20 protein-coding genes and 2 other annotated features are annotated in these 24,221 nt (G+C 53.7%); of the genes, 17 read left to right on the top strand and 3 right to left on the bottom strand.

Translation table 11 applies throughout. From position 1 onward, the window contains the following. Positions 1 to 17 precede the first annotated feature (17 nt). From PUT07_RS06285 to PUT07_RS06250, 8 genes are all read left to right on the top strand, one after another. Positions 18 to 203 (top strand): hypothetical protein, encoded by a 186-nt coding sequence (locus PUT07_RS06285; RefSeq protein ID WP_274466965.1) that lies wholly within the window; start codon positions 18 to 20, stop codon positions 201 to 203. Continuing rightward, a complete protein-coding gene (locus PUT07_RS06280; protein ID WP_274466964.1) occupies positions 200 to 382 on the top strand; it encodes an H-type small acid-soluble spore protein in 183 nt (60 codons plus the stop codon). Before PUT07_RS06285 ends, PUT07_RS06280 begins: the two co-directional genes overlap by 4 nt. Positions 383 to 801: 419 nt before the next feature. Beyond that, positions 802 to 1,293: a tRNA (adenosine(37)-N6)-threonylcarbamoyltransferase complex ATPase subunit type 1 TsaE gene (gene tsaE, locus PUT07_RS06275; protein WP_274466963.1), complete on the top strand. Its 492-nt coding sequence runs from the start codon at positions 802 to 804 to the stop codon at positions 1,291 to 1,293. Continuing rightward, positions 1,290 to 2,114, top strand: coding sequence for a tRNA (adenosine(37)-N6)-threonylcarbamoyltransferase complex dimerization subunit type 1 TsaB (gene tsaB, locus PUT07_RS06270; protein WP_274466962.1), 825 nt, complete (start codon positions 1,290 to 1,292; stop codon positions 2,112 to 2,114). The genes tsaE and tsaB overlap by 4 nt, the downstream gene beginning before the upstream one ends. A gap of 3 nt (positions 2,115 to 2,117) precedes the next feature. Next, positions 2,118 to 2,618, top strand: a complete 501-nt coding sequence (gene rimI, locus PUT07_RS06265) for a ribosomal protein S18-alanine N-acetyltransferase (protein ID WP_338000743.1) — start codon at positions 2,118 to 2,120, stop codon at positions 2,616 to 2,618. A 24-nt stretch (positions 2,619 to 2,642) separates the two neighbouring features. After that, positions 2,643 to 3,695 (top strand): tRNA (adenosine(37)-N6)-threonylcarbamoyltransferase complex transferase subunit TsaD, encoded by a 1,053-nt coding sequence (gene tsaD / locus PUT07_RS06260; RefSeq protein WP_379239620.1) that lies wholly within the window; start codon positions 2,643 to 2,645, stop codon positions 3,693 to 3,695. A gap of 89 nt (positions 3,696 to 3,784) precedes the next feature. Beyond that, positions 3,785 to 4,033 (top strand) — a binding site (T-box leader). Between the two features lie 246 nt (positions 4,034 to 4,279). Beyond that, positions 4,280 to 4,545 (top strand) — a binding site (T-box leader). Positions 4,546 to 4,684: 139 nt separating this feature from the next. Continuing rightward, on the top strand, positions 4,685 to 6,256 hold the full coding sequence (locus PUT07_RS06255; RefSeq protein WP_274466961.1) for a 2-isopropylmalate synthase: 1,572 nt from the start codon (positions 4,685 to 4,687) through the stop codon (positions 6,254 to 6,256). 366 nt (positions 6,257 to 6,622) lie between these two features. Beyond that, entirely contained in the window at positions 6,623 to 8,995 is a 2,373-nt protein-coding gene (locus PUT07_RS06250; protein ID WP_274466960.1) for a hypothetical protein, read from the top strand. Here the strand turns inward: PUT07_RS06250 and PUT07_RS06245 are convergent. Then, positions 8,992 to 10,932: an ABC-F family ATP-binding cassette domain-containing protein gene (locus PUT07_RS06245; RefSeq protein ID WP_274466959.1), complete on the bottom strand. Its 1,941-nt coding sequence runs from the start codon at positions 10,930 to 10,932 to the stop codon at positions 8,992 to 8,994. The two genes, PUT07_RS06250 and PUT07_RS06245, sit on opposite strands and share 4 nt — an antisense overlap. 142 nt (positions 10,933 to 11,074) lie before the next feature. Here PUT07_RS06245 and PUT07_RS06240 point away from each other — a divergent pair, with 142 nt between their 5' ends. The 9 genes from PUT07_RS06240 (at position 11,075) to groL (ending at position 18,342) form a co-directional block, all read left to right on the top strand. Further along, the gene (locus tag PUT07_RS06240; protein WP_274466958.1) at positions 11,075 to 11,899 is read left to right on the top strand and encodes an endonuclease/exonuclease/phosphatase family protein; all 825 of its coding nucleotides are present in this window, start codon (positions 11,075 to 11,077) and stop codon (positions 11,897 to 11,899) included. 63 nt (positions 11,900 to 11,962) lie between these two features. Next, positions 11,963 to 12,592 (top strand): 5-formyltetrahydrofolate cyclo-ligase, encoded by a 630-nt coding sequence (locus PUT07_RS06235; protein ID WP_274466957.1) that lies wholly within the window; start codon positions 11,963 to 11,965, stop codon positions 12,590 to 12,592. Positions 12,593 to 12,605: 13 nt separating this feature from the next. Next, positions 12,606 to 13,091, top strand: a complete 486-nt coding sequence (moaC, locus tag PUT07_RS06230) for a cyclic pyranopterin monophosphate synthase MoaC (protein WP_379239619.1) — start codon at positions 12,606 to 12,608, stop codon at positions 13,089 to 13,091. Between the two features lie 76 nt (positions 13,092 to 13,167). After that, positions 13,168 to 13,659, top strand: coding sequence for a molybdopterin adenylyltransferase (gene mog / locus PUT07_RS06225; RefSeq protein WP_274466956.1), 492 nt, complete (start codon positions 13,168 to 13,170; stop codon positions 13,657 to 13,659). A gap of 20 nt (positions 13,660 to 13,679) precedes the next feature. Continuing rightward, positions 13,680 to 14,675, top strand: a complete 996-nt coding sequence (locus PUT07_RS06220) for a molybdopterin-binding protein (RefSeq protein ID WP_274467485.1) — start codon at positions 13,680 to 13,682, stop codon at positions 14,673 to 14,675. A 72-nt stretch (positions 14,676 to 14,747) separates the two neighbouring features. Further along, on the top strand, positions 14,748 to 15,251 hold the full coding sequence (tatA, locus tag PUT07_RS06215) for a twin-arginine translocase TatA/TatE family subunit (RefSeq protein ID WP_274466955.1): 504 nt from the start codon (positions 14,748 to 14,750) through the stop codon (positions 15,249 to 15,251). An 82-nt stretch (positions 15,252 to 15,333) separates the two neighbouring features. After that, positions 15,334 to 16,092 (top strand): twin-arginine translocase subunit TatC, encoded by a 759-nt coding sequence (gene tatC / locus PUT07_RS06210; protein ID WP_274466954.1) that lies wholly within the window; start codon positions 15,334 to 15,336, stop codon positions 16,090 to 16,092. A 233-nt stretch (positions 16,093 to 16,325) separates the two neighbouring features. Beyond that, positions 16,326 to 16,607 (top strand): co-chaperone GroES, encoded by a 282-nt coding sequence (gene groES / locus PUT07_RS06205; protein ID WP_028553854.1) that lies wholly within the window; start codon positions 16,326 to 16,328, stop codon positions 16,605 to 16,607. Between the two features lie 106 nt (positions 16,608 to 16,713). Continuing rightward, a complete protein-coding gene (groL, locus tag PUT07_RS06200; RefSeq protein ID WP_274466953.1) occupies positions 16,714 to 18,342 on the top strand; it encodes a chaperonin GroEL in 1,629 nt (542 codons plus the stop codon). Between the two features lie 472 nt (positions 18,343 to 18,814). On the opposite strand, the gene PUT07_RS06195 is transcribed toward groL, so the two are convergent. Continuing rightward, positions 18,815 to 19,174 (bottom strand): hypothetical protein, encoded by a 360-nt coding sequence (locus tag PUT07_RS06195; RefSeq protein ID WP_274466952.1) that lies wholly within the window; start codon positions 19,172 to 19,174, stop codon positions 18,815 to 18,817. 760 nt (positions 19,175 to 19,934) lie between these two features. Beyond that, the gene (locus tag PUT07_RS06190; protein ID WP_274466951.1) at positions 19,935 to 24,164 is read right to left on the bottom strand and encodes a GGDEF domain-containing protein; all 4,230 of its coding nucleotides are present in this window, start codon (positions 24,162 to 24,164) and stop codon (positions 19,935 to 19,937) included. Between the last annotated feature and the right edge of the window lie 57 nt (positions 24,165 to 24,221).

Genomic DNA, 24,221 nt, shown 5'->3' with positions numbered 1-24,221 from the left:
TAAGGAGGGATTTACGGATGGCACAAGATTCAAATGCAACCCAAGATACAAGCGATCAAGGAAAAGATGAGCATTTCATGGACATCGATCGGATGATTAACGAAGGCTTGGGCGGAGGCAACGTTACCATGCATAACGGATTGATCGAATCCACGACCACGGATACGATGGATCATCCGGAATCCGTATTGGACGAGCCATGAACCTTCATCGCGCTCAAGAAATTTTAGCTGCCGACGAGAAGATTACGGTTGAACTGAACGGCGTTCCGGTATGGATCGATAGTGTCGATCCCGGCAAAGCGCTGGCCAAAGTTCATGCCGAAGAGAATCCGGCCGATGCTAAGCTGGTAGCCGTGCAGGAGCTCGAAGAGGTCCGCTAAGGCGTCAGGAAGCCCGTTCCCTATGTGGGGAGCGGGCTTCCTGACGTTCGTGGGAGCTAACGGACACAGGTGCCGTTGTTCGCTGAAAATCGGCCGCTTGGACAATGTAACGGACACAGATGACGTTATATACGCCTATGAGCTTGATGATGTCCGATATATCGGCATATAAGGTCTTTGGTGTCCGTTAGCACGGAAACAAGGCGCTTCAAGCTTGATTAGCGGCCTCTGTGTCCGTTACAACCGGGGCTCGGTCAGAGTCGCTGTTCCCTTGGTTGATCCCCGGGGCCCGGCCCAACCCAACCCAACCCGGCCCAACCCGGAGCATGGCGAGCTTGTACCGGCCGGGAAACCGCCATTGCTATCGCAGTAAGACGAAGGCTATAATAGGAGCAGCACGCGCATTCGGAAAGAAAGGGATGAGATCACTGGCTCAAACCGCATATACGTACTATTCCCGGCAGGAGGCAGATACCGACAAGCTGGGGCAGCTGCTGGCCGGCTGCCTGCATCCCGGAGCTGTTCTTACGCTGGACGGCGATCTGGGAGCAGGCAAAACGAGGTTCTCGCAAGGCTTCGCTAGAGCGATAGGCATTCAGGAAACGGTGAATTCGCCGACGTTTACGATTATCAAAGAATACGAGGGAGCGCAGCTTCCTTTCTATCATATGGATATGTACCGCATTTCCCAAGAGGAGGCGGACGAGCTGGGGCTCGAAGATTATTTCTACGGGGCAGGCGTTACGCTGATCGAATGGTCGAGCCTTATCGAAGATCTGCTCCCGGCAGAACGGCTTGCGATTACGATTTCTTTGCAAGAGGATCAAACCAGAGTGTTTCACCTGACGCCATACGGGGAGCCGTACGGCAGTTGGTGTGTACAGATGAAGGAGAACGGACAACTACAATGACAGAACGGACAAAGCATACAGGCCGATGCTTAGCCATCGACACATCCTCCTCGGCAATGACGGTAGCCCTATTAGAAGACGGCAACCTGCTGGGCGAGGTCAGTTCGCACGCCGAACGAAACCATTCCATCGGGCTCTTGCCCCATATCGAGGAGCTGCTGGCCTCCCGGCAGCTGAAACCGAAAGATCTGCAAGCTGTCGCTGCCGGCGTAGGCCCAGGCTCTTATACCGGCGTCCGGATCGCCGTCTCCGTGGCCAAAACATTCGCCTGGTCGCTGGGTCTTACTCTCATCGGCATATCCAGTTTGGAAGCGATGGCGCTGGGCGGAGCCGACAATCGGCTTGAAGTTCCTGCGGACGGTCTCACATGGGTCGTCCCGCTCCTGGACGGACGGCGCAAGCAGGCGTTTACAGCCGTGTATGCGTACGAAGGCGCTTCTCCGCTTGCTGCAGAGGGAGATCCCGATGCATCATGGCGCGAAGTGCTACCGGACGGCATTCGCGTCATCGGGCCGTGGCTGGCACAGCTGCGCTCGGCGGCAGCGCAGGCGGGGCCGGGACAAGCGCCCCGCAGCATCCTGTTCGTAGGCGAAACAGAAGGCTTCGAGGCGGAGCTTGAGCAATTCGCGCAAGACTGGCCAGGGAACTGCGAACAGCTTAGCTACGGAATCGAAGCCCAATATATCGGCAAGCTGGCTAATCCGCGCTTGGCTCGCGGGGAGCGTGCGGACGTGCACACCTTGGTGCCGAACTACACCAGACTCCCGGAAGCGGAGGCGAACTTACTGGCCGGCGTCCAAATGAAGAAAGGGGAGAGTTGATTCGTGGAACAGCATCAACCGCATACGACGGAAGAAACGTTGGTTTTTCGCTCCATGCAATTGGAGGACATCCCCTACATTTGTGAAATCGAACAAGAGGCTTTTACAACCCCATGGACTAGAGGGGCTTTCGAGAACGAATTGACGAACAATCAGTTCGCTCATTATATGATTATGGATGCCGGCGGCGAGGTCGCCGGTTACGGCGGCATGTGGCTCATCATGGAGGAAGCGCATGTGACGAACATTGCCGTCAGGAACACGTATAGAGGGCGCAAGCTCGGGGAGCGTCTGCTGCGGGAATTGATGAAAACGGCAGCCTTCCTGGGAGCGATCCGGATGACGCTGGAAGTGCGGGCATCGAACTATGTCGCGCAGAATTTGTATGAGAAAGTCGGCTTCCGCTCCGTCGGTGTGCGCAGGGGTTATTATACGGACAACCGGGAGGACGCCGTCATCATGTGGGCGGATTTGCCCAAGAGAAGGAAGGATAGTCTCGGATAATGAGGCTTCGGCAGGTGAACCATTGTGACTATACAGAATGAACAACAGATGAATCAGGCAGGTCAGGAGCCTGTCTATATTTTGGCCATAGAAACGAGCTGTGACGAAACTTCAGTAGCGATTGTCGAAAATGGCAAAATCATCCGCTCGAACGTCGTCTCGAGCCAAATCGAAACGCATCAGCGCTTCGGCGGCGTTGTGCCGGAGGTGGCTTCCCGGAAGCATGTGGAGTCGATCACCTGGATGCTGGAGGAAGCCGTGGAGAAGGCGGGCGTATCGCTGCAGCAGCTGTCCGCGATTGCCGTAACAGAGGGCCCCGGCCTGATCGGGGCGCTGCTGGTCGGCGTCGTCGCGGGCAAAGCGCTCGCCTGCGCCTTGGGGCTGCCCTTGATCGGCGTGCACCATATTGCCGGACATATCTATGCGAATCAACTCGTGCATGAGCTGGAATATCCGCTCCTCTCGCTCGTCGTGTCCGGCGGACATACGGAGCTGGTGCTGCTGGAGGAGCCGGGCCGATTCCGGATCATCGGGCGCACACGGGACGACGCGGCAGGCGAAGCGTACGACAAGATCGCCCGTGCGATGGGCCTGCCTTATCCGGGCGGCCCGCACGTGGATCGGCTCGCGCACGAGGCCGATTCCGAAGTGAAGCTGCCTCGTTCGTGGCTGGAGGCGGATTCCTACGACTTCAGCTTCAGCGGTCTCAAATCCGCTGTGCTGAACGTCGTCAACCAAAGCAAAATGCGCGGCGAAACCGTCCAAACCGCGCAAATCGCCAAAGGCTTCCAAGCCTCCGTCATCGACGTGCTTGTCGAGAAAGCGGCCCGCGCCGTGCGGGAGTTCGGCGCGAAGCAGCTGCTGCTCGCGGGCGGCGTCGCTGCGAACAGAGGCTTGCGCACCGCGCTGGCCGAGCGCTGCGCGCAGCTGGACGTGCCGCTGCTGGTGCCGCCGCACAGCCTCTGCACGGACAATGCGGCGATGATTGCCGCCGCTGCGTTCCTCAAGTGGGACAAGCAGGAATTCGATACGATGGAGCTTAAAGCCGAGGCACAGCTGAAGCTGGAAGAGTGGTAAGTTCCACGCTGCTCAGCAAAATTTAACAATTTTCAGATAACTGTATTGACTTTGCCGTGAACGCATATTATAATCACAATCAATACTTTTGAAACGCTAAGAACGGGAATAGTACGGACCCTCAGTTTCGCTCAGAGAGCTGTGCGCTTGGTGAAAGCACAGACGAAACGTGACCAGAACTCGCCCGGGAGCGGTAAGGCTGATCAGGATGCCAAGGATCCGGCACCAAGTAGGTCTTGACGGTTGACCCCCGTGATCGGGTACACGAGTGGTTTCGAGCTAACAGCTCGGATCAATGAGAGTGGTACCGCGGAAGGTTCAGGCCTGTCGTCTCTTTTATAGAGATGGCAGGTCTTTTTGGTCGTTCTAGACGGCTGCCCCACCGCCATGCACCTCTGCCTTAGCTGCATCTCTTTCCGTGCAGTTCCGCCGATTGAGACTAGTCAGCCGCAACATACGGCGAATTTACCGAATTTTCTTGAAATTGAACGCGGGAGCCCGTATTTACTGCAGGAAATACAGGGAACTCTACCGAATCGCAGCTATTCGTCAATCACACCACATATCAACCATCTGAACATAGAATAAACGCAATGAACAAGAGTAGTAAGGGCTCACCTCCACGGTACAGAAAGCTGCGGGTCGATGCGACGCAGACCGGGAATGCCCCGAACTCGCTTGGAAGCGGTCATGCTGAGCGGCATAGCTAATGCTGTTAGGCATGAACGGATGACCTCCGTGATCGGGTGACATGACCGGCTGCATCTTGGCCGGCAATGTCTGAGGTGGGCTCCGCACGCGGAGTCAACAAGAGTGGTACCGCGCTGGGTGAAGACCCGTCGTCTCTTATATGGAGATGGCGGGTCTTTTTGTTGTTGTAAAGTACAAAAGCGAGAGCGCCTGTCGACCTGTTGGACTTGTCCATAAGGCTGCTCTGACATTCATCATCGCCAGCAGCGTCTGGCTCACATTCGAGGAGGAATATAACCATGGAACATCAAACTAACCGCCGCATTCGTATTTTCGATACAACACTGCGTGATGGAGAGCAAGCGCCGGGCGCTTCGCTGTATCCGGAGGAAAAGATTCGCATCGCCAGACAGCTGGCCAAAATGGGTGTCGATACGATCGAGCCCGGCTTCCCGATCTCGAGCCCCGGCGACTTCCATGCGGTCCAGCAAATATCCCGCGAGCTGCACGGCGTCGAGATTTGCGGATTCGCCCGCGCGATGAAAGCCGACATCGACGCAGCGGTCAAAGCAACGCAGGATGCCGCATCGCGCCGGATTCACATGTTTCTGTCTTCGTCGGACATCCACCTGGATTTCCAACTGCGCAAATCGCGCCAGCAGGTCGTGGAGATGGCGCGCACGATGGTTGCGTATGCCAAGAAATTCGTGAATAACATCGAATTCTCGCCGATGGACGCTACGCGGACAGGGGATGAATTCTTGTTCGAAGTTCTGGAGGCCGTTATCGCGGAGGGCGCCACGATTCTCAACATCCCGGACACCGTCGGATACGCGCTGCCGGAAGAATACGGAGCGATGTTCCGCCGAGTACGCCATAGTGTAAGAGGCGGCGATACGGTCGAATACAGCGCTCATTGTCACAACGATCTGGGGCTTGCCGTTGCGAACTCTTTGGCTGCCATTGCCGCCGGCGTTACCCATGTGGAGGTTACGGTCAACGGCGTCGGTGAGCGTGCGGGGAACTGTTCGCTGGAAGAACTGGTCATGGCGATTGAGACCCGTAAGCAAACGATGGGCGTCGAGACGGGCATTGTGAGCAGCGAAATTTTCAACACGTCTAAGATGGTTTCCCGCATCATGGGCTTCCCGATCGCCTACAATAAACCGATCGTCGGCCGGAATGCGTTCCAGCACGAAGCGGGTATTCATCAAGACGGTTTGCTGAAAAACCGCAGCACGTACGAAATCATGGATCCGGAGAAGCTGGGCATTCCACGCTCGATGATCATTCTGGGCAAGCACTCCGGCCGCCATGCGCTGAAGCACCGCGTAGGTCAATTCGGTATCGAGCTGACCGGTGAAGAGCTGGATACGCTGTATACGAAGTTCAAGGAAAAAGCCGACGAGCAGAAGATGGTTACCGACGATCAGCTGCTGGAGCTTGTAGGTACAACGGTTGAAGGCCAGATGGAGCCGTTCACGCTGACGCATGTGCAGGTCGTATCCAGCAGTGACCGCAACCGGGTCGCTTCCGTGGCCGTCAGGAACAACCAGACGGGAGTCGAGAGCGTCTACTCGGGCACAGGCGAAGGACCGATCGAAGCGATCGTGCAAAGTCTTCGTCAAGCGGTGCCGATGACCGTGGAGTTCTCCGATCTGGAGCTGCATTCGCTATCCACAGGGGAGAAAGCAACCGGTGAAGCGGAAGTGACCATTTCCGTCGATGGCCAGACGTATAAGAACACCGGTATCGACCAAGATGTGCTCGTTGCAGTGGCGAAAGCATTCATCTCGGCCTGCAACCAAGCCATTCGCATGCAGGGACAGGGCGCTCCGGAATCGACATCCGAGGTCACAACGGCTTCTTAAGGGGACAGATTCACTTGAATTGTGAGAAAACTTAGTTATATACACAACTTGTGAGCAAAGTTATCCACATACCCTGTGTACAATGTGAACAACTATAAGAAATCCCCATAGATCAACGATTTTAAGGGGGAAAAAAATCGGATAACTTTTGAACAGGTTTTTGGGGATAATGTGGATAAGTTTGTGGAAAAATGCAAAAAATCGCAGGGGGAGGCGGGTTTAGCCTCCCTTTTTTCATGTGGATAACCATGTGTGTAAGAATTGGGGGTGACAAATCGTCTCCTAAATTATCGGAACAATTCGGCATTGGATACTTTCACCGCTTGAGGAAAAAGCTATAACCAAAAAACGGGCGGGAGAATTCGTATGAAATTAAAAATAATGATTTGTCTTGTGGGTATCTTGAGTTCCGTACCGGAGTTGTCCACATACGGGATAGCTGCCGGCGCCGAGGCGACTTCAACGATTCAACGTGCACAGGGAGTAGCGGCCGAAGCCCAAGTGTCTTTCAGCCCTAATGAAAGATTCAAGAAAGTGACGGTCATTGCCATTCCCTGCTTTTCGTTCCTGGAGCTGAGGCCCGAGCGGTTGGGAGCTCTGCCGCATATCCGGAAGCTGACAGAGCTCGGAGCTATCGGCGGGATGAATATTCGAACGGCTGCTCGTTCAATGCGGGATGTCTACAGCTCGCTTGGGGCTGGGGAAGCGCTCACCGGACTTCCGGAGCTGCAAGCTTTGGAAGCTGAGGATATGAGGCTTGGCGTCCGTGCTACACAGCTTAGGGAACGGTATATGGGCCCGGCGCAAGAGGATGTGCTTGGCGCCGCAGCAGCAGGGGCACTGCTAGTTCCCGATCTGCCCAAACTGAAGAGGCTGAATCAAGATCAACTGTATGGGGCGGGGATGCTGGGGGATTTGCTGAAAGGATATGGGATTCGGCGCACCGTCCTCGGCAGCAGCGATTTGGACCAAGGCGCCCATGTTGAATTCAAACAGCTGCGCCGCTATGCGCCTCTCATGCTGATAGATTCCAATGGGATTGTGGATAACGGGACTCTGGGGGATGAAGCGACGGCTGCGGCTGTGGATAGACCCTACGGGATGCGTACCGATTATGCACAGCTTCTTCAGTTGTGGAAAAAAAGAATGCCATCCAGCTTCACGCTCATTGAATTAGGCGATCTGTACAGGCTGAACGCTGACAAAAGTCATTATGACACGGACCGCTGGGAGGAACTGAAAGGTAAGGTGCTGCAAGAGATAGATGCCTTTCTGGGCCAGCTAATGGAGGAAGTGCAGACAGATCAGGACAGCTTGTGGGTATTCTCGCCGGAGGTGAGCTCGGAAGCGGCAAGGGAAAAGGCTTATCTATCGCCGCTTATTCATTACACGGGGGAGAGCGGCATGCTCGTATCGGAATCTACCCGCCGCAAAGGCGTTGTGACCTTTCAAGATTGGACAAGCTCACTGCTGGACGAGTTCAAAATTCCGCAGCCGCCAGGATTGAGCGGCATCCCGCTGGCAGCTTCCTCCGCAACCGGGGGGCTCGCCGAGCTGCTGCTTGATCAGAACAGCATGCGAATGATTTACCGCAGCCGTCCGTATTTGCTGTATCCATTCGCAACTTATGAGATGTTCGTTTTACTGGGAAGTTTGCTTTATGCGGTTTGGCTGAGAAGGCGCGGGGAAAGCCTGGGGCAATTCAGCGGGTATGGACTGATCCGCACGCTGCTGTTATCGCTGCTGACGGCGCCGGCCGTCATGCTGGTCCTGGGCTGGGCCGCCGCTCCTCTGACGGCAATAGCGGGGATACCCGCGGCAATGGCTATGCTTGTGACCTATTTCGTGCTGGGGAGCTTGGCGCTTGCCCTTTTGCTCCAAAACTGCACGGAAACTAAGGCCATGATGGGCATCGGTCTCGGGCTTGCCGGAATCATTACGCTCGATACGTTCACAGGGGCGCAGGCTATGAAATATTCCGTGCTAGGCTACGACCCGATGATCGGCGCCCGTTATTACGGCATCGGCAACGAATACATGGGCGTCCTCATCGGTGCGCTGGTGCTCGGCGTGACCGCCGCCTTGCAGCGCCGTCATGCCGCAGGCGGCGCTGTAAGGCGTGGGGCCGGCGCGGCTGCCGGCACCGCGTTCCTGCTCGTGACGGCCGCCTTGGCGGCACCGTCACTCGGAGCGAACGCGGGCGGCGCCCTGAGCGCTGCGGTCGCCTTCGGCATCGCCGGCGTGCAGTGCTTCGCCGGCAGCCGCTGGCGCGAGCTGAACCTAGGCAGGGGCACGGCCCTGCTGACGGTGCTGCTCGCGCTCGGGGTCGGGGCGCTGTGGCTGCTCAACAGCGCCGATTCTCCCGCGGCGTTCGCGCGGGAGAGCCATGTCGGGCGCGCGTTCCACGCGCTGCGCGAAGGGCGGTTCGATCAGATCGGGCATCTGATCGTGCGCAAGCTGCGGATGAATGTGCACCTGCTTCGGGCATCCGCTTGGAGCAAGGTCCTCCTCACGAGTCTCTTCGTGATGGCGGTGCTGGTGCTTCGCCCGCGCGGCAGGCTCCGCGTGTGGCAGCACGAAAACCCGTACTGGATGTACGGGTTCTCAGCCAATATGATCGGAGCCATCGCAGCGCTGCTGCTCAATGACTCCGGTATTGTGGCCGCAGCGACGATGATCGTCTTCGTCGCCGTGCCGATGCTGCTGCTGCGGCTGCGGGAGCTGGCGCCGTCTTCTTAGACGAGCAGCGCCTCCCACTCCTCATAGCAGCCTGCTAGCATACTCTTGCGCTTATCCACCTCGGCCTGCTTCTCCTGCACGAGGACGTAGTTGTTGTACACGTCCGGATCGGCAAGCTCCGCCTCCAGCGCGGAGACTTCGTCTTCCAGCCGGGCGATGTCGAGCTCCAGCTGCTCCAGCTTGCGCTGGCGGCTGCGTTCCTCGCGCTTGGCCGCTTTGTCCGCCTCGTACCCGCCGGCGGCGGGTTCATTCTTGGCCGCCGCTCCGCCGGCCGCCTTCTTCTCCGCCTCTTTGGCCAAGCGCTTGGCTTCAATCTCCGCCAGCTCGGCTTTCTTTTCCACATAATCGTCGTAGTTGCCGAGATAAGCGGTGAGCCCGTCTTTTTGCAGATCGAGCATGCTCTCCGCCATTTTATTCAGGAAGTAGCGGTCATGGGAGATGAACAGAAGCGTTCCCTCATAGTCGATCAAAGCCGACTCCAGCACTTCTTTGCTGTACAGATCAAGATGGTTGGTAGGCTCATCGAGGATGAGGACGTTCGCTTTCTGCAGCATGAGCTTGGCCAGAGCGACCCGGGCCTTCTCGCCGCCGCTCAGCGCAGCGACCTTCTTGAACACTTCCTCGCCGCTGAACAGGAAATTCCCCAGCACGGTGCGAATGCGCGCCTCCTCCAGATGAGGGTACGCGTTCCATACTTCCTCCAGGACGCTGTTCGCCGGGTTCAGCCCTGTCTGCTCCTGATCGTAGTAGCCGATCGTGACGCCTGTGCCCCACTTGAACGTGCCGGCATCGGGCTGGTGTTGACCGATTAAAGTTTTGAGCAGCGTCGATTTGCCGACCCCGTTGGGTCCGATGAGCGCGGCCGTCTCCGAGCGGCGAAGCTGGAAGGAGACCCCGTCGAGCAGCCGGTTTATCCCGTCATAGGAAATCGCCAGACGATCGACCTGCAGCACTTCTTTGCCTGATGTATGCTCGATTTCGAAAGAGAACGAGGCGCGCTTCAAATCGCCCATCGGCTTGTCGAGCCGGTCCATCTTCTCCAGCTGCTTGCGGCGGCTCTGAGCTCTCTTGGTTGTCGAAGCACGCACGATGTTGCGCTGCACGAAATCTTCCAGCTTCGCGATCTCCTCCTGCTGCTTCTCGAACTGCTTTAGTTCGATTTCGTAATTCGCTTCTTTAATTTCGATGAACCGGGTGTAGTTCCCGGTATACCGCTTGGCGGCATGACGCTCGATTTCGTAGATGGAAGTGACCAGCGCATCCAGGAAGAACCGGTCATGGGATACGACGAGAATCGCACCCGGATATCCACGGAGATATCCCTCCAACCAGGTTAAGGTTTGAATGTCCAGATGGTTCGTCGGCTCATCGAGCATGAGCAGGTCGGGCTCTTCGAGCAGCATTTTGGCTAGGGCCAGCCTTGTTTTCTGCCCGCCGCTCAACGTTTGCACGAGGGTATCCGGCGAGAATTCGCCGAAGCCCATCCCGTGAAGAATGCCGCGAATTTTCGCTTCGATTTCGTAGCCGCCCTGCTCGCGGAACCAATCGGAGCGCTGGGCGTACCGGTTCATGGTGGTCTCGTATTTCTTCTCGTCGTTGATCAGAGCAGGGTCGGACATCTGCGCCTCCAGCTCGCGCAGCTCCTTCTCGGTCTCCAGCAGGGTACTGAACACGCTGAGCAGCTCGTTCCAAATCGTTTTGTCCGTTTGGAGTCCGCTATTTTGTTTGAGATAACCGATCTTCGTTTCTTTGGCTTTGAAAATGTCGCCGCTGTCATAGGACATCTCACCGGCAATAATCTGTAGCAACGTAGACTTCCCGGCGCCGTTCACGCCGACGAGACCAATGCGTTCTTTATCTTCGATTTGAAGCGTTATATTGGAGAGTACGGAACGTACTCCATAGCTTTTGGAAATGTTCGAAACTTGTAATAGCATCTGCTGCTGCCTCCTGCTTATTAATGAAGGAATCTGTGTGAGCCCGCCGTCTGGCGGCTGATAATCCCATCAATTCACTAGTATACACCATGCGTGAAGACATCGTATGCTTAATTTTGCATAGATGTTGGGGGGATGGGGAATGGCGGTTTCCAGGACGCGGCTTGCCAGATTTGCCGGTTTGTTCGTTCTTTTCTACATAATTAGTGCGCCGAATGCAGACATCGGACGAGGCTATTCTTCTGCGCTGAGTAAGCCGGCTGCTCTAGCCCAGGCCTCTTCTCTCACAATTATGACATTTAATATGCGCCACGGCCAGGGGATGGATGATAAAGTCGAATTAAGTCGAATTGCGGATCTTATCCGCGAATCCCGCGCCGACGTCATCGCCCTGCAGGAAGTTGACCGATTCCGGCTGCGCAGCGGGTTCGTAGACCAGGCCGAGGAGCTTGCGAAGATGCTGGGCATGGATATGCGCTTTGCTCCAAGTCTAACCTACACCGTTGGGCAATATGGCAATGCCATTCTGAGCCGTTATCCGATTCTGGACAGCTCCTGGACGCTGCTTCCGGGCAGCAAGGAAAGGCGAAGCCTGCTCACGGCAACGGTTAAGATCGGTTCGGAGGAGGTTCATGTCGCGACGACCCATCTGGGTCTTTCGCAAGAGGACCGGAAGCTCCAGCTTTCCCGAATTGCGGACGTGTTAACCTCCACGGAAGGTTCGCTTGTCGTCGCCGGCGATTTTAATATGGAAGAGGATGCTTTTCCGCTAAAAATGAACAGAATAAACATAATGAGCGTTCCGCTCGGCCAAACGGAGCACGGCACTTTCGCAGACGGTGCAACGATCGATTACATTTTCACCAATCTGCCGAATGCCGGTTCCGCATGGACGATTCGGACGAATGTCTCGGATCATGATCCGGTCATTGCGCGCGTCGAACTGGGGTCCGCAGCGCGAGTATAGTTTTTTTCCTTGTTTATGTTAAAATGGGGGAAACACTCTTCGTTAGGAAGGGCTGAGCCTGTTATGAATATTCGTGAAAGAAAAATTGAATTGCGTAAGGACATGGAACAAATCCGCTCCTCGATTACGCCCGAAGAACGGGAAGAGAAGCAGCTTCGCATACATGAACGAATGACCAAGCTTTGTACCGAGAGGCTTCTGGGGGCTCGGCATGAAGAGGCGTCCGTTCCTTCAACGATTATGACTTATATGCCATTTCGGTCCGAGCCTGACGTTGCCCCGCTCATGGAATGGTGCTGGCAGCAGGGAATTCGTGTACTTGTGCCGAAGGTTGTAGCAGATACGAAGACAATGAATTTGCATATCATCCATACTTACGATGATTTGGAAAGCGGAGCTTGGGGAATCCGAGAGCCGCGCAGCGATGTTCCTGTAGAGGATGACCTGTCCACGATTTCCATGATTGTGGTGCCGGGTCTAGCCTTCGATATGGACTTCGGCAGACTGGGCTATGGCGGCGGCTTTTACGACAGGTTCATGCAGCTGTTCGCTGCGCGCGGGTTGAAGCGTCCTTTCGCGGTCGCGGCAGCCTTCGACAAGCAGCTGATTCCCGCGGTTCCTTCTTCCTGGCATGATTTCCGGGTTGACGGCATTGTCACGGAGAGTAAAATGGTGTTCAAATCCCAATCCTGAAGAGGTGAAACAGTTGCCGGATTCTCCATTAACGCATTTTAACGACCAGGGACGAGCCCGCATGGTTGATATTTCCGATAAAGCGGAAACGAAGCGCACGGCGACGGCCCGCTCTACCCTAGTCATGCAAAGCGAGACGCTTGCCTTGATTAAGCAGGGTAAAATGAAAAAAGGCGACGTGCTGGCCGTCGCGCAGGTGGCCGGTATCATGGCTGCCAAGAACACGTCAGACTGGATCCCGATGTGCCATCCTATTGCACTATCGGGCGTCGATATTCAGTTTGCCGATAATGGCAACAATGAACTCTACATAGAAGCTACTGTGCGTACGACGGGGCCTACAGGCGTGGAGATGGAAGCCCTGACGGCGGTATCCGCGGCAGCGCTGACCGTCTATGACATGTGCAAAGCCGCCGAGAAGGGCATGATCATCTCTTCCACGATGCTGGTTACCAAAACAGGCGGCAAAAACGGGGATTTTCACCGAAACGAAGCTTGACGGTTTGATAGCGTCGGGCGATGCTTAAGAGGTAAGGGGTTATCTCATTCAGTTAACAAGGGAGAGGTGACGAAGGATGCACTGGAAAGTTGGGATTTTGACAGCCAGTGACCGCGGTTACCGAGGAGAACGAGAAGACACTAGCGCTCAGGTAATCCGCGAGCTCATTGAAGAGGAAATTCAAGGTGAGATCATCGAGTACCGGGTGGTTCCGGACGAGATGGACGAAATTATGGCTTCATTAATCGAAATGACGGATTATTATCAGGCCGATCTGATTCTGACGACGGGCGGTACGGGGCTCGCTCCCCGGGATGTGACGCCGGAGGCGACGCTGAACGTGATCGACCGGGTTGCACCTGGCTTTGCGGAAGCGATGCGCATGATCTCGATGCAGAAGACGAAGAAAGCGATGCTCTCCAGAGCGGTATCCGGCATTCGCGGCCGCACCCTGATCATTAATTTGCCGGGCAGCCCGAAAGGCGTGCAGGAGAATCTGATGGCGATTATCGATCAGCTTCCTCATGCGCTGGGCATTCTGACAGGCAAAGAAGGTGACCATGGGTGAGTGAGAGCAAAGTCGGTTCCATGCTGCGCGAAGTCAAGGTGGAAGATGCGATCGGCATGATTCTGCCACACGATCTGACGCAGATTCTGCCCGGCGAATTCAAGGGACGCTTGTTTCGCAAAGGGCATCAAGTGACGGAGGCGGATATTCCGGCGCTGCTCAGCATCGGCAAAGAGCATATCTACGCAATGGAGCTTCAGCCCGGCTATCTCCATGAGGATGAGGCGGCGCTGCGCATGGCCAAGGCGGTCGCGGGCGACGAGCTGATGCTCACCGAGCCGCATGAGGGCAAAGTGAACGTGAAATCGCCGATTCACGGCTTGGTCCACATCGATAAGACGTTCGTCGACAGCGTGAACGCCATCGATGAGGTCGTGATGTCCACGATTCGGACGAACACGGTGGTGAAGGAAGGCGCTTCGCTCATCGGGACGCGGGTGATCCCGCTTATAGTGGACGAAGCGAAGGTGCTGGAGGTGGAGCGGATCGCCGCCGCTCGCCGGGCCGAGGGCTTCACCCTGCTGGCGGTGAAGCCGTTTCGCAAGCTGCGCGTAGGCGTCGTGACGACGGGCAGCGAGGTGTACAAGGGCCGAATCAAGGACAAGTTCGGCCCTGTCGTCAAGGAGAAGGTCGCGCAGCTCGGCTCCGAGGTGGTGGACCAACGCTTCGCGCTGGACGACAGCGAAGCGATTGTAGGCGAGATCCGCGCGCTGCTGGCGCAGAACGTGGATCTGGTCCTGGTCACGGGCGGCATGTCCGTGGACCCGGACGACCGCACGCCGGGCGCGATCAAGATGGCCGGCGCCCGGGTGGTCAGCTACGGCACGCCGATGCTGCCGGGTTCGATGCTGATGATCGCCTATCTGGGCGATGTTCCGATTATGGGCTTGCCGGGGTGTGTCATGCATGACCCGTACACGTCCTTCGATGTGCTGCTGCCGCGCATATGCGCAGGTGACACGATTGTGCGCAGCGACATTACGGAGATGGGGTATGGCGGGTTTTATCAGTGTTAGAGAATTGTGGGATATAACCTGCAGTAGCTGCAGGTCATATGGATATTGCCATACTTGATGGAGATGAAAGACATGTTCCAGAATATCGGGTTCACCGAAATATTATTAATTGCAATTATTGCGCTTGTTTTATTCGGGCCGCAGAAGCTTCCCGAGATTGGCCGCGTGCTTGGACGCACGCTGCGGGATTTCAAGAAGGCGACGAGCGAGCTGATGAACGATGAGCCGCGGAAAGCGCCTGCGCCGGTGATTGAGCAGGCGCCGAGCGCTGCTGTAACGGCACAAGCTGCTGTGTCTGCGCCAGTACCTGTGCAGCCGGAAGCCCAGCCGTCTGTGGAGGCGGAGCCGGCACAGGCCGAAGCGAAGCCTGCGGTGGCCTTCGTGTCGAGCGCGCCACAGGCTGCCAAGGCAGAGCCGGACAGCGAGACGGTAACCGGAGCTGCGGCCTTCAGGCCTGCGGTGACGTTCGCTTCGAATGCGCCGGAGCTGCCGGAAACCGAAACGGCGCCGGTCTCTGCTCCAGCGGCTGCGCCATCAGCTGCGAAGTCGGCACAGTCACGGCGTCTGCCGGACTAGCCGTTTCTTTTTTTAGCATATCAAGAAGAGTAGCTCAGCCTTTCCGACAAAGTCTGCGCTACGGGAATCAGGTTGGTGAAATATGTCAGCAAACGATGAAATGTCGCTCGTGGAGCACTTGAGCGAGCTCCGCAGACGGATCATATGGATTTTGGCCGTGCTCGTTATCGGGATGGTAGCGGGACTGGTTTCAGCCAAGCCGATCATCCGGTATCTCAAAAATATTCCGCCGGCCGATACGATCGGATGGAATGTTTTCTCCCCTTGGGACGCTTTACGCTTATATATGAATTTTGGACTGGCCGTTGGGATTTTGATCACGCTGCCGGTCATTCTCTATCATATATGGGCTTTCGTGAAGCCGGGACTCCGGGAAGCGGAGCAAAGAGCTTCGATTATTTATATTCCTTATGCGTTTCTGCTGTTTCTGGCCGGATTATCGTTCGGGTACTGGGTCGTTTTTCCGATGGCCTTTTATTTTACGTCCTCCATCAGCCACAGTCTGGAAATTACAGAGATGTATGGGGCGGCGCAGTATTTTACGTTCATGTTCAATATTCTCATACCGCTGTCGATAGTGTTTGAGATGCCGATCGTGGTGATGTTTTTGACGAAAATCAGGCTGCTGAACCCCGCTCGTCTGCACAAGTTCAGAAGATATGCGTATATGCTGCTTGTCATTTTGTCTACCGTTATCACGCCGCCGGATGCGATTTCGGCTATTCTCGTGGCCGTGCCGCTTATCATTTTGTATGAATTCAGCGTCTGGATGTCGCGCATTATTTACAGCAAACAGCTGGTGCAGGATGCCGCTTGGGAGCGGGAATTCGGCGCCAAATAAAAGAACAGTCTGCTCATGACGTGCAGGCTGTTTTCTTTTGAGGGCAGGGAATATTTGTTTATCATTTGGGTAGAATGAGGGGGGTGCTCGAAAGTACGAAAATTGTGTAAAAGGACTTGCAAATTACTCCCAGAATGAGTATCATAAGAATTGTTGTTAGCACTAAACACATTCGAGTGCTAATAACCCCTGAAAAACACCATTTCCAATTTTCTAAAGGAGGCTATTTTTCCATGATCAGACCGTTAGGTGATCGAGTTATCATTGAAGCCGTTGCGAAAGAGGAGACTACAGCAAGTGGCATCGTGCTGCCAGATACAGCGAAAGAAAAACCGCAAGAAGGTAAAGTTGTAGCCGTTGGCGCTGGCGCGTTGAAAGATGGCGTTCGTGTTCCGCTTGAAGTAAGCGAAGGCGACCGTATCATTTTCTCCAAATACGCAGGAACTGAAGTGAAATACGAAGGCCGCGAACTGTTGATCTTGCGCGAAAGCGACATTCTCGCTGTATTAGCCTAATTTAGCAGGATATAGATCGAATAGATCGGCAACACGACGGTTTACTTAGGTTTTCCGTTTTACTACTTACTATGTACCGTTTTTAATAAGAGGAGGTTTCCTAATCATGGCAAAAGATATTAAGTTCAGTGAAGACGCACGCCGCGCGATGCTTCGCGGGGTAGACGCTTTGGCGAATGCCGTTAAAGTAACTTTGGGTCCTAAAGGCCGTAACGTTGTTCTTGAGAAAAAATTCGGCAGCCCGCTGATCACGAATGACGGTGTGACAATCGCGAAAGAAATCGAGCTGGAAGATGCTTTCGAAAACATGGGCGCTCAACTTGTTAAAGAAGTAGCTACCAAAACGAACGATGTTGCCGGTGACGGTACAACAACTGCAACGGTTCTTGCACAAGCGATGATCCGTGAAGGTCTGAAAAACGTAACGGCTGGCGCTAACCCAATGGTTATCCGCAAAGGTATCGAGAAAGCTGTTAAAGCAGCTGTGGAAGAGCTTCAATCCATCGCGAAGCCGATCGAAGGCAAACAATCCATCGCACAAGTTGCAGCTATCTCCGCTGCTGACGAAGAAGTAGGCGAACTGATCGCTGAAGCTATGGAGAAAGTAGGCAAAGACGGTGTTATCACAGTTGAAGAGTCCAAAGGCTTCTTGACTGAGCTTGAAGTCGTAGAAGGTATGCAATTCGACCGTGGTTACACATCCCCATACATGATCACTGATACGGATAAAATGGAAGCTGTCCTTGACAACCCATACATCCTGATCACTGACAAAAAGATCTCCAACATCCAAGAAATCTTGCCTGTTCTGGAGAAAGTCGTTCAATCCGGTAAACAACTTCTGATCATTGCTGAAGATGTTGAAGGTGAAGCACAAGCAACGCTTGTTGTGAACAGACTTCGTGGAACATTCACTTGCGTAGCGGTTAAAGCTCCTGGCTTCGGCGACCGTCGTAAAGCTATGCTGGGCGATATCGCTGCCCTGACTGGCGGACAAGTGATTACAGAAGAGCTTGGATTGGATCTGAAATCCACGCGTCCTGAGCAATTGGGTAGCGCGCGTCAAATCCGCGTAACCAAAGAGAACACAATCATCGTTGACGGTGCCGGCGACGCGAAAGATATCGCTGCACGCGTTACACAAATTCGTTCCCAACTGGAAGAAACAACTTCCGATTTCGATAAAGAGAAACTGCAAGAGCGTTTGGCTAAGCTTTCCGGCGGCGTAGCGGTTATCAAAGTCGGCGCAGCTACAGAAACTGAGCTGAAAGAGCGCAAGCTTCGCATCGAAGACGCTCTGAATGCAACTCGCGCAGCGGTTGAAGAAGGTATCGTATCCGGTGGTGGTACTGCCCTTGTGAACGTCTACAACGCAGTAGCGAAAGTGGCTGCAACTGGCGACGAGCAAACAGGTGTGAACATCGTTCTTCGTTCCCTGGAAGAGCCGGTTCGTACGATCGCAGCTAACGCTGGTCAAGAAGGCTCCGTTATCGTTGAGCGCTTGAAAAACGAGCAAGTTGGCATTGGTTACAACGCAGCATCCGGCCAATGGGTGAACATGTTCGAAGCAGGTATCGTTGACCCTGCGAAAGTTACGCGTTCCGCTCTTCAAAACGCAGCTTCCGTTGCGGCTATGTTCTTGACAACTGAAGCGGTTATCGCTGATAAGCCTGAGAAAGACAAACCAAGCATGCCTGATATGGGCGGCATGGGCGGTATGGGCGGCATGATGTAAGAGGTTTGAAAAAAACCTTATAAATGCAGGAATGACGGGCTCCTTCGGGAGCCCGTTATTATTTTAAAAATCACATTTCTTGCAATTTTACTGCTCCAAGAATTTCGCCATGCGGCAAAGGATGGACAGAAGAGGATAGGAGAAAAGCAGATAGTACGATTAATGAACTTAGAAACAGAATCTACATTCAGCATCCAGCTGGGTTTAGAGTTTTTATTACATCTGCAGAAGAAAAACATTTAATGGAGCAACTAAAAATGTTTCGTGCTTTCAACAAACAAGAGAAGAAATAGCAAGCCTTCCTGGCGCTGCAGGAAATACAAGCGGCACAATTTAGTGTGAAAATGGAGCTTTCGCGGATAGTCGAGTGAAAAGAACAATATCAAAAATGAGAAAAATCCGAACATGGGATATCCCAACGTCCGGATTTTTGCTTCCGTTCCTTGCTTACATTTTCCTGCTTACTCATTGATTAATGAAGATGTTTCATGTCCTTTTCGGTCATAGTCAAGCCTGGAAGCGTAGAAGCGCTTGCATTGATCGCAAAGGTATTTGCTGTCACATTTAAGTGAGCCGGAAGAATAAGACGAATTTCATAATGAAATTGTGCTAAAGCTTGGCTAAAAGACATGAACGTATTAGGCAGCATAGTTAGAGACTGGTTGAAGAGAATAACCGGCGAACCCGTATTCCAATCAATAACTAAAATTGTCACATTAGCACTTCTATGAGCTTCTAGGTTTACAACTTCAATATGTGCTGCTGTTTGACCAACGACTGTGTTTAAGACACCAGTCGTTAACATTTTCGGATGGCTTAAAGGATGTGGCATTTGAATCCCCCCTCTCATTCGCTTATTTGAACCAATCGCTAGGTTCATAGAATAATATATTCTAGTAAAACAAATTTGGAAAAGACAAACAAACACTATCATCAGTGGAAAAATATGAAATTTTTAGGGGGTCTTAAGCGCGGGGGCTAATAGTCAGATAATGTTCTTGTCATCCGACATCAACTGACAAATGTCTGATGACAAGAACTTGAGGACATTCCCTTATTATCCTTCACCATTTCAATAAGGTGGATGTAGACCGTTTAAATGAGATGGTTCAGCGTCATAAAAATGGAAAAGGCGACGATCTGTTGCTCATCCCACCGATTATCGACGGTGGTTACTAAATACTTGATGTGCAATCAAACGGCAGGGAGGAGGTTACCTATATCGTTCGAATACGATAACTTATTGAATCTCTAATAAAATAATCACAAAAAAATCACGGAAGCTCCGTTTTAATATGAATTAATATGGACAATCGAATTCGTAATCTAGGTATTTTCCTTTAAAGTAATAAGGAAATGAAGCCATACGTTCGACTATAAACCCAGCTGTTAAATGGGCGGCATCATCATGCAGCTCGAAAAGGCCTCTCGGATTCTAAGGAATCCGGGAGGCCTTTTTTTGCTTGTGTCATGCCGTCGGATGAAAGGATCCGAACCGGCTATGGGACTTTGTCTTGTGTAATAGCGTCAGCCCCAATGCTAACGGACTCAGCCGCCGTTATTTTAGGTTATTGGCCATTGTTCAAAATCCCCTAATCTAACTCCCAAGCCGCCACGACCTTGTTCTTCCCCGTCCGCTTCGCCATAATCTCGGCCGAATCGGCCTGCTCGATGAGCTTCTCGACGGAGCAAGGCCGGCACAGCTCCAGGGAGGAGACGCCGATGCTGACGGTGATCTTGTAAGGCCGCCCATAGGCGAACTCCTTCTCGATCTCCTCCCGCAGCTGATGGGCGATGCGCAGAGCTTCCTTGCCGTCTGTCTTCGGCAGAATGAGAATGAGCTCCTCGCCGCCATAACGGCCGGCGATGTCGCTCTTCCGCAAATTAAAGCGGAAGATGTCGGCGATTTCCCGCAGGACGCGGTCGCCCTCGGGATGACCGAATTCGTTGACCTTACGGAAGTTGTCGACGTCGATCATGATCACGGACAGATCGAGTCCGTAGCGGCCGGACAGCGCGAATTCTTCCCGCAGCTTGTCCATGTAATAGCCTCGCAAATAGAAGCCTGTCAAGTTATCGATGACCATTTCCCGATGCAGGAGCACGTTGATGATGTGCGGCTTGATGAACGACAGGAAATGCTCCATATGCTGCTGCTTCGTGCGGGTCATGCCATCGACATGCACCTTCAAGGTGATCTCTTGATCGCCGCGCTGGAACAGCGTGAAGGCGAGCGCACTGCTCTCTTCGCCTCGGGAGGCGTAGGGTGTCAATTCGTCATGATCCCGCAGCCCGGAGGCCGTGACGAAAACCTTCTGTTTATAATGCAGCAGCTTGTAGGTGATGGCGAGTTGGAGGACCGGGAAATAATCGAACAGCGCTTTCGTCAGCCGCTGCATGGTAGTCGCCAAATCCAACGTTTCCGTCACCTGCTCGCTGAGCTCAATGATGATTTGCAGATCCAGAGACAGGAGCAGCCAATGTTCGCGTTCGGCGGCCATCTTTCGAACGTAGTCGTCTTCTAGGATATGAGATGATGCCGGCTCGTAGGCAGGCTTGATAGCCATCTCGATACAAGCCTTCAAGTAAGGCTGCCAAGCTTCCTTTTTAATAATCTGATAGCCGTTCAGGGCTCTTCGCAAGTACAGCAGCGCTTGCTGGATTTCCCCTTCGTACAGGGCTCTTTCCGCCGAAAGCCGATAGTAATCAGGCCAGAAAACATCATACGAGCAGCGCTTCAAATATTCCGCGAACTGTTCGAACGAATCGTTCAACCGTTCCGAACGAAGCTCAAGCTGCAGGGTCAGCAATTCCCGGTAAGCCCAGCCGGCATAGAGGCCGGAATTATTTCTCGCAATGAACTGTTCAAAAAGCTCGCAAGCGCTCCGTTTGTTTCTCAACTGGATCTGGCGCAGAGCCTCCAAGAATACGCCATGATTCTCGTTGTCGAGGTAATGAAGCTCAGGCACAGGCTGATGCAGGCGAAATGCGGCATAACCTTGATAGAAATGAAGCAAAGCCGAGCCCGATTCCGTCATATGCTGCTCGAGCAGCTCCTCTTCCACCTGCCGGTACAGAGACCAGTCCTGCCACTCCAAAGCGTACAAGAGCTGAATGATTTGATAATTCTCGGCCAAATCTTTGCGCCTGAGTTCGTCGATCTGAAGGACCCGTTCTTGATGATACTGAAAACTGGCGATATCGCCTTGATTCAGCGTGAACTCCATTGCGTTCAGATGACCGACCTGCTCTTTGATCGTATAGCCCGACCTTTTGGCACCTTCAATGCCCCGATAGACGTACGTATTAATGAGCTTGTTATTGCTCTGATAAGAATAAACGTCGTAGAGCCGAAGCATCAGATCCGTATGCGGTGATGTGTCCAAGAGCGGCTCCAGCTTGGCGGCAATCGATAAGGCCAATTCTTCCGTTTCAGGGAAATGAATAAGCATATTAATCGTGTAATAGTACGTAATCTCTCCGAAATGACGCAGCGAGAGCCGGTGCCGATTCGGATAGATAACCTCCTTGTAGAAGAGGTGCAGCGCATGCATGTCCTCATCCTGCAGGGGAAAGCACAGGTTGCTCGTATTCAGCAGGAAGGCCGCCCGAACCCGATCCTCCAAAGGCTGATCTTCGTCAGCGATGAAAGGAAACAGCGTCTCGCGCAGGCGATGGACGTCTACTTTATTTTGAAGCGTTCGGATATAAATCCACCCGAATCTGTCGGATGTTCGGCCGGTTTGCTCGTAGACGGTGAGAGCAAGCTGTTCGGACAGCGCGAATTGGTTGAGCAGATGATAGATGCGGCTTAGCAGCCGGTCTAGGAAGATGAGATAGGGTCTTTCCAGCTTCTGATGCAAATATTTGATGCGTTCCAACAGCTCGACCTTCTGGCTGTAGGAGAGCAGGGAGCGAATTTGCTTGTAATATTGGAGCAGCAAATAGTATTCGACCTTATATTCCCCCGCCTGACTAGCGAGCGTTATGAGCTGAGGCAGCGCAAACGGGCGAAAGCCATGCATGTAATCGAGCGCCGTCCGGTAGTAAGATGCCAGCTGATCTTCCGCCAGCTGATCCAGCACCAAATGGGCGATGTCGTTTGCAATGAACAAGCTGTCATTGCGGCTGACATGGATCAAGCCTTGCGCCGCAAGCTTTGTGACCGACAGCAACATGGTGCCGACATCGACCCCATTGGCCGTGAACAGTGAAACCATGTTCACAGGCATGGGCAGACAGCTAAGCAGTCTGAGCAGCTCGAGCTCCTTGGTATCCAGCAGCGCGATGCGAGCCGCGAACAGCCGGCCCGGATTCAGTTCGTCGGCATGAAGCCGGAACTTGGCGGTTGGATGCCAGCCGTTGCGCGTCAGCTCCAAATAGCCGGCCCGGATCAGCTCCTCCAGAACGATTCGGCAGTGGCACACATTGATGTCGTGGGCTTGGAGCCAATCGGTCAGCTCGCGAACGAGCGCTGAATCAGCCCGGCCGAGCTGCGAGGAGAGCATCCGCTCATAAATCGCCGGATCGCAGTGACGGATCTCCAGCACTTGGGACGTTACGCTAGCGAAATGGACGGGCATCCGGCTGCCGCTAAAAATGAAATGTAAACATTTCATCTCATGACCGTGCTCCCGCCAGAAGTTCAACAGGATGAGCTGCGAATCGGTATCGAAGCTTTCGCAATTCTCGAAGGTGAAGACAAAATTATGCACCGGGAAGAGCGGGATGATCGAGTTGAAAAATTGATGCAGCCATTCCGTCAGCAAATAGAGGATATCGTCCCCTTCATAGTGCTTTTTGAGCAGCTGATCGAATTTCCGGGCTAGATTGCGCAGCATCGTAATCGCTTCAGGCAGCGTATCGTAGGCTTTGTGCAGCGTTCTCGAGACAACCTCGCGCAGGGTGGAATACGGAAGCTCCTGGGAGACGATTTTGAAGAAAAAGCCTTCCTCTACGACCTCATTGATATATTGGGCGTATAAATCGAAACGAACAGCTTCATCCTCACAGATTAGACCTAAGAGACGGTCGTCCTGCGATTTCAGGAAAGCGCGAAAAAGCTCCTGCTGTTCCTGTGAAATTGGCGCAACGGCCGGATACAGCTCCTTCGCGAGCTGTAGGTCAGCCGGACGCCGTTCTGCAGACAAAGCCAGGGCGTCCTGTATAAGCTCTGCAATTTCGCTTGCAGACAGGAAGGTTTCCGGTTTGTCGCGCAACCGATCGCATACAGGCCGCAGGGCGGAAGGAACGGCTTCACCGAAGAGCCATTTCATCATCCGATGGACGCATTCGAAATCGGCGACTTGCGAGAGAAGATATCTTCGCGCATAGCGCGGGAATAAGGTGTATGGATAGTCCGGCACCAGGTGATTAACGAACTCTATAGCGGAAGGAAACGGTTGCACATCCAGGAGGACAGCCCACGTTCTCGAATGAACAAAGCAGTGTTCCGGGAGCAGGAAGCCCAAGTAAAACTTGCCGGCATGTAAACCGGTAAGTGCGTTACACAGCGATAGGAGCAGCTTCCCTTTGGCTTCATCCGTCAGGGAATCCATCGCCAATTGCGATAGCGGGACGTATCCCTCCGGCAGCGCAGGAAGCTGAATTCGCAGATTCCCTTCGAACGAATCCCAGCTGAGCGGCCGGCGGAAATAGTTGCCTTGGGCGGCGTCCGTCCAGGCATGCAAGCGGTTTTCAATTTGTTTATAGTGAAAGTATTGCCACAGGTTATGGTGGATGCGCATTTCCGAATAGTCACAGGGTTGAGAGTAAGTTAGATGACGAGTATCCGAATAAGTGGTAGAAGTTGTATGATTCATCTTACTCTCTCTCCTTCAAATGTGTACAGTGTTCCGTATGGAAGATAATCCAAATCC

The organism is Paenibacillus sp. MAHUQ-63, assembly GCF_028765165.1.
Taxonomy (GTDB): Bacteria; Bacillota; Bacilli; order Paenibacillales; family NBRC-103111; genus Paenibacillus_E.
Note: the sequence above shows the minus strand (reverse complement) of the source record. Positions and strands in the feature narration are given on the sequence as shown.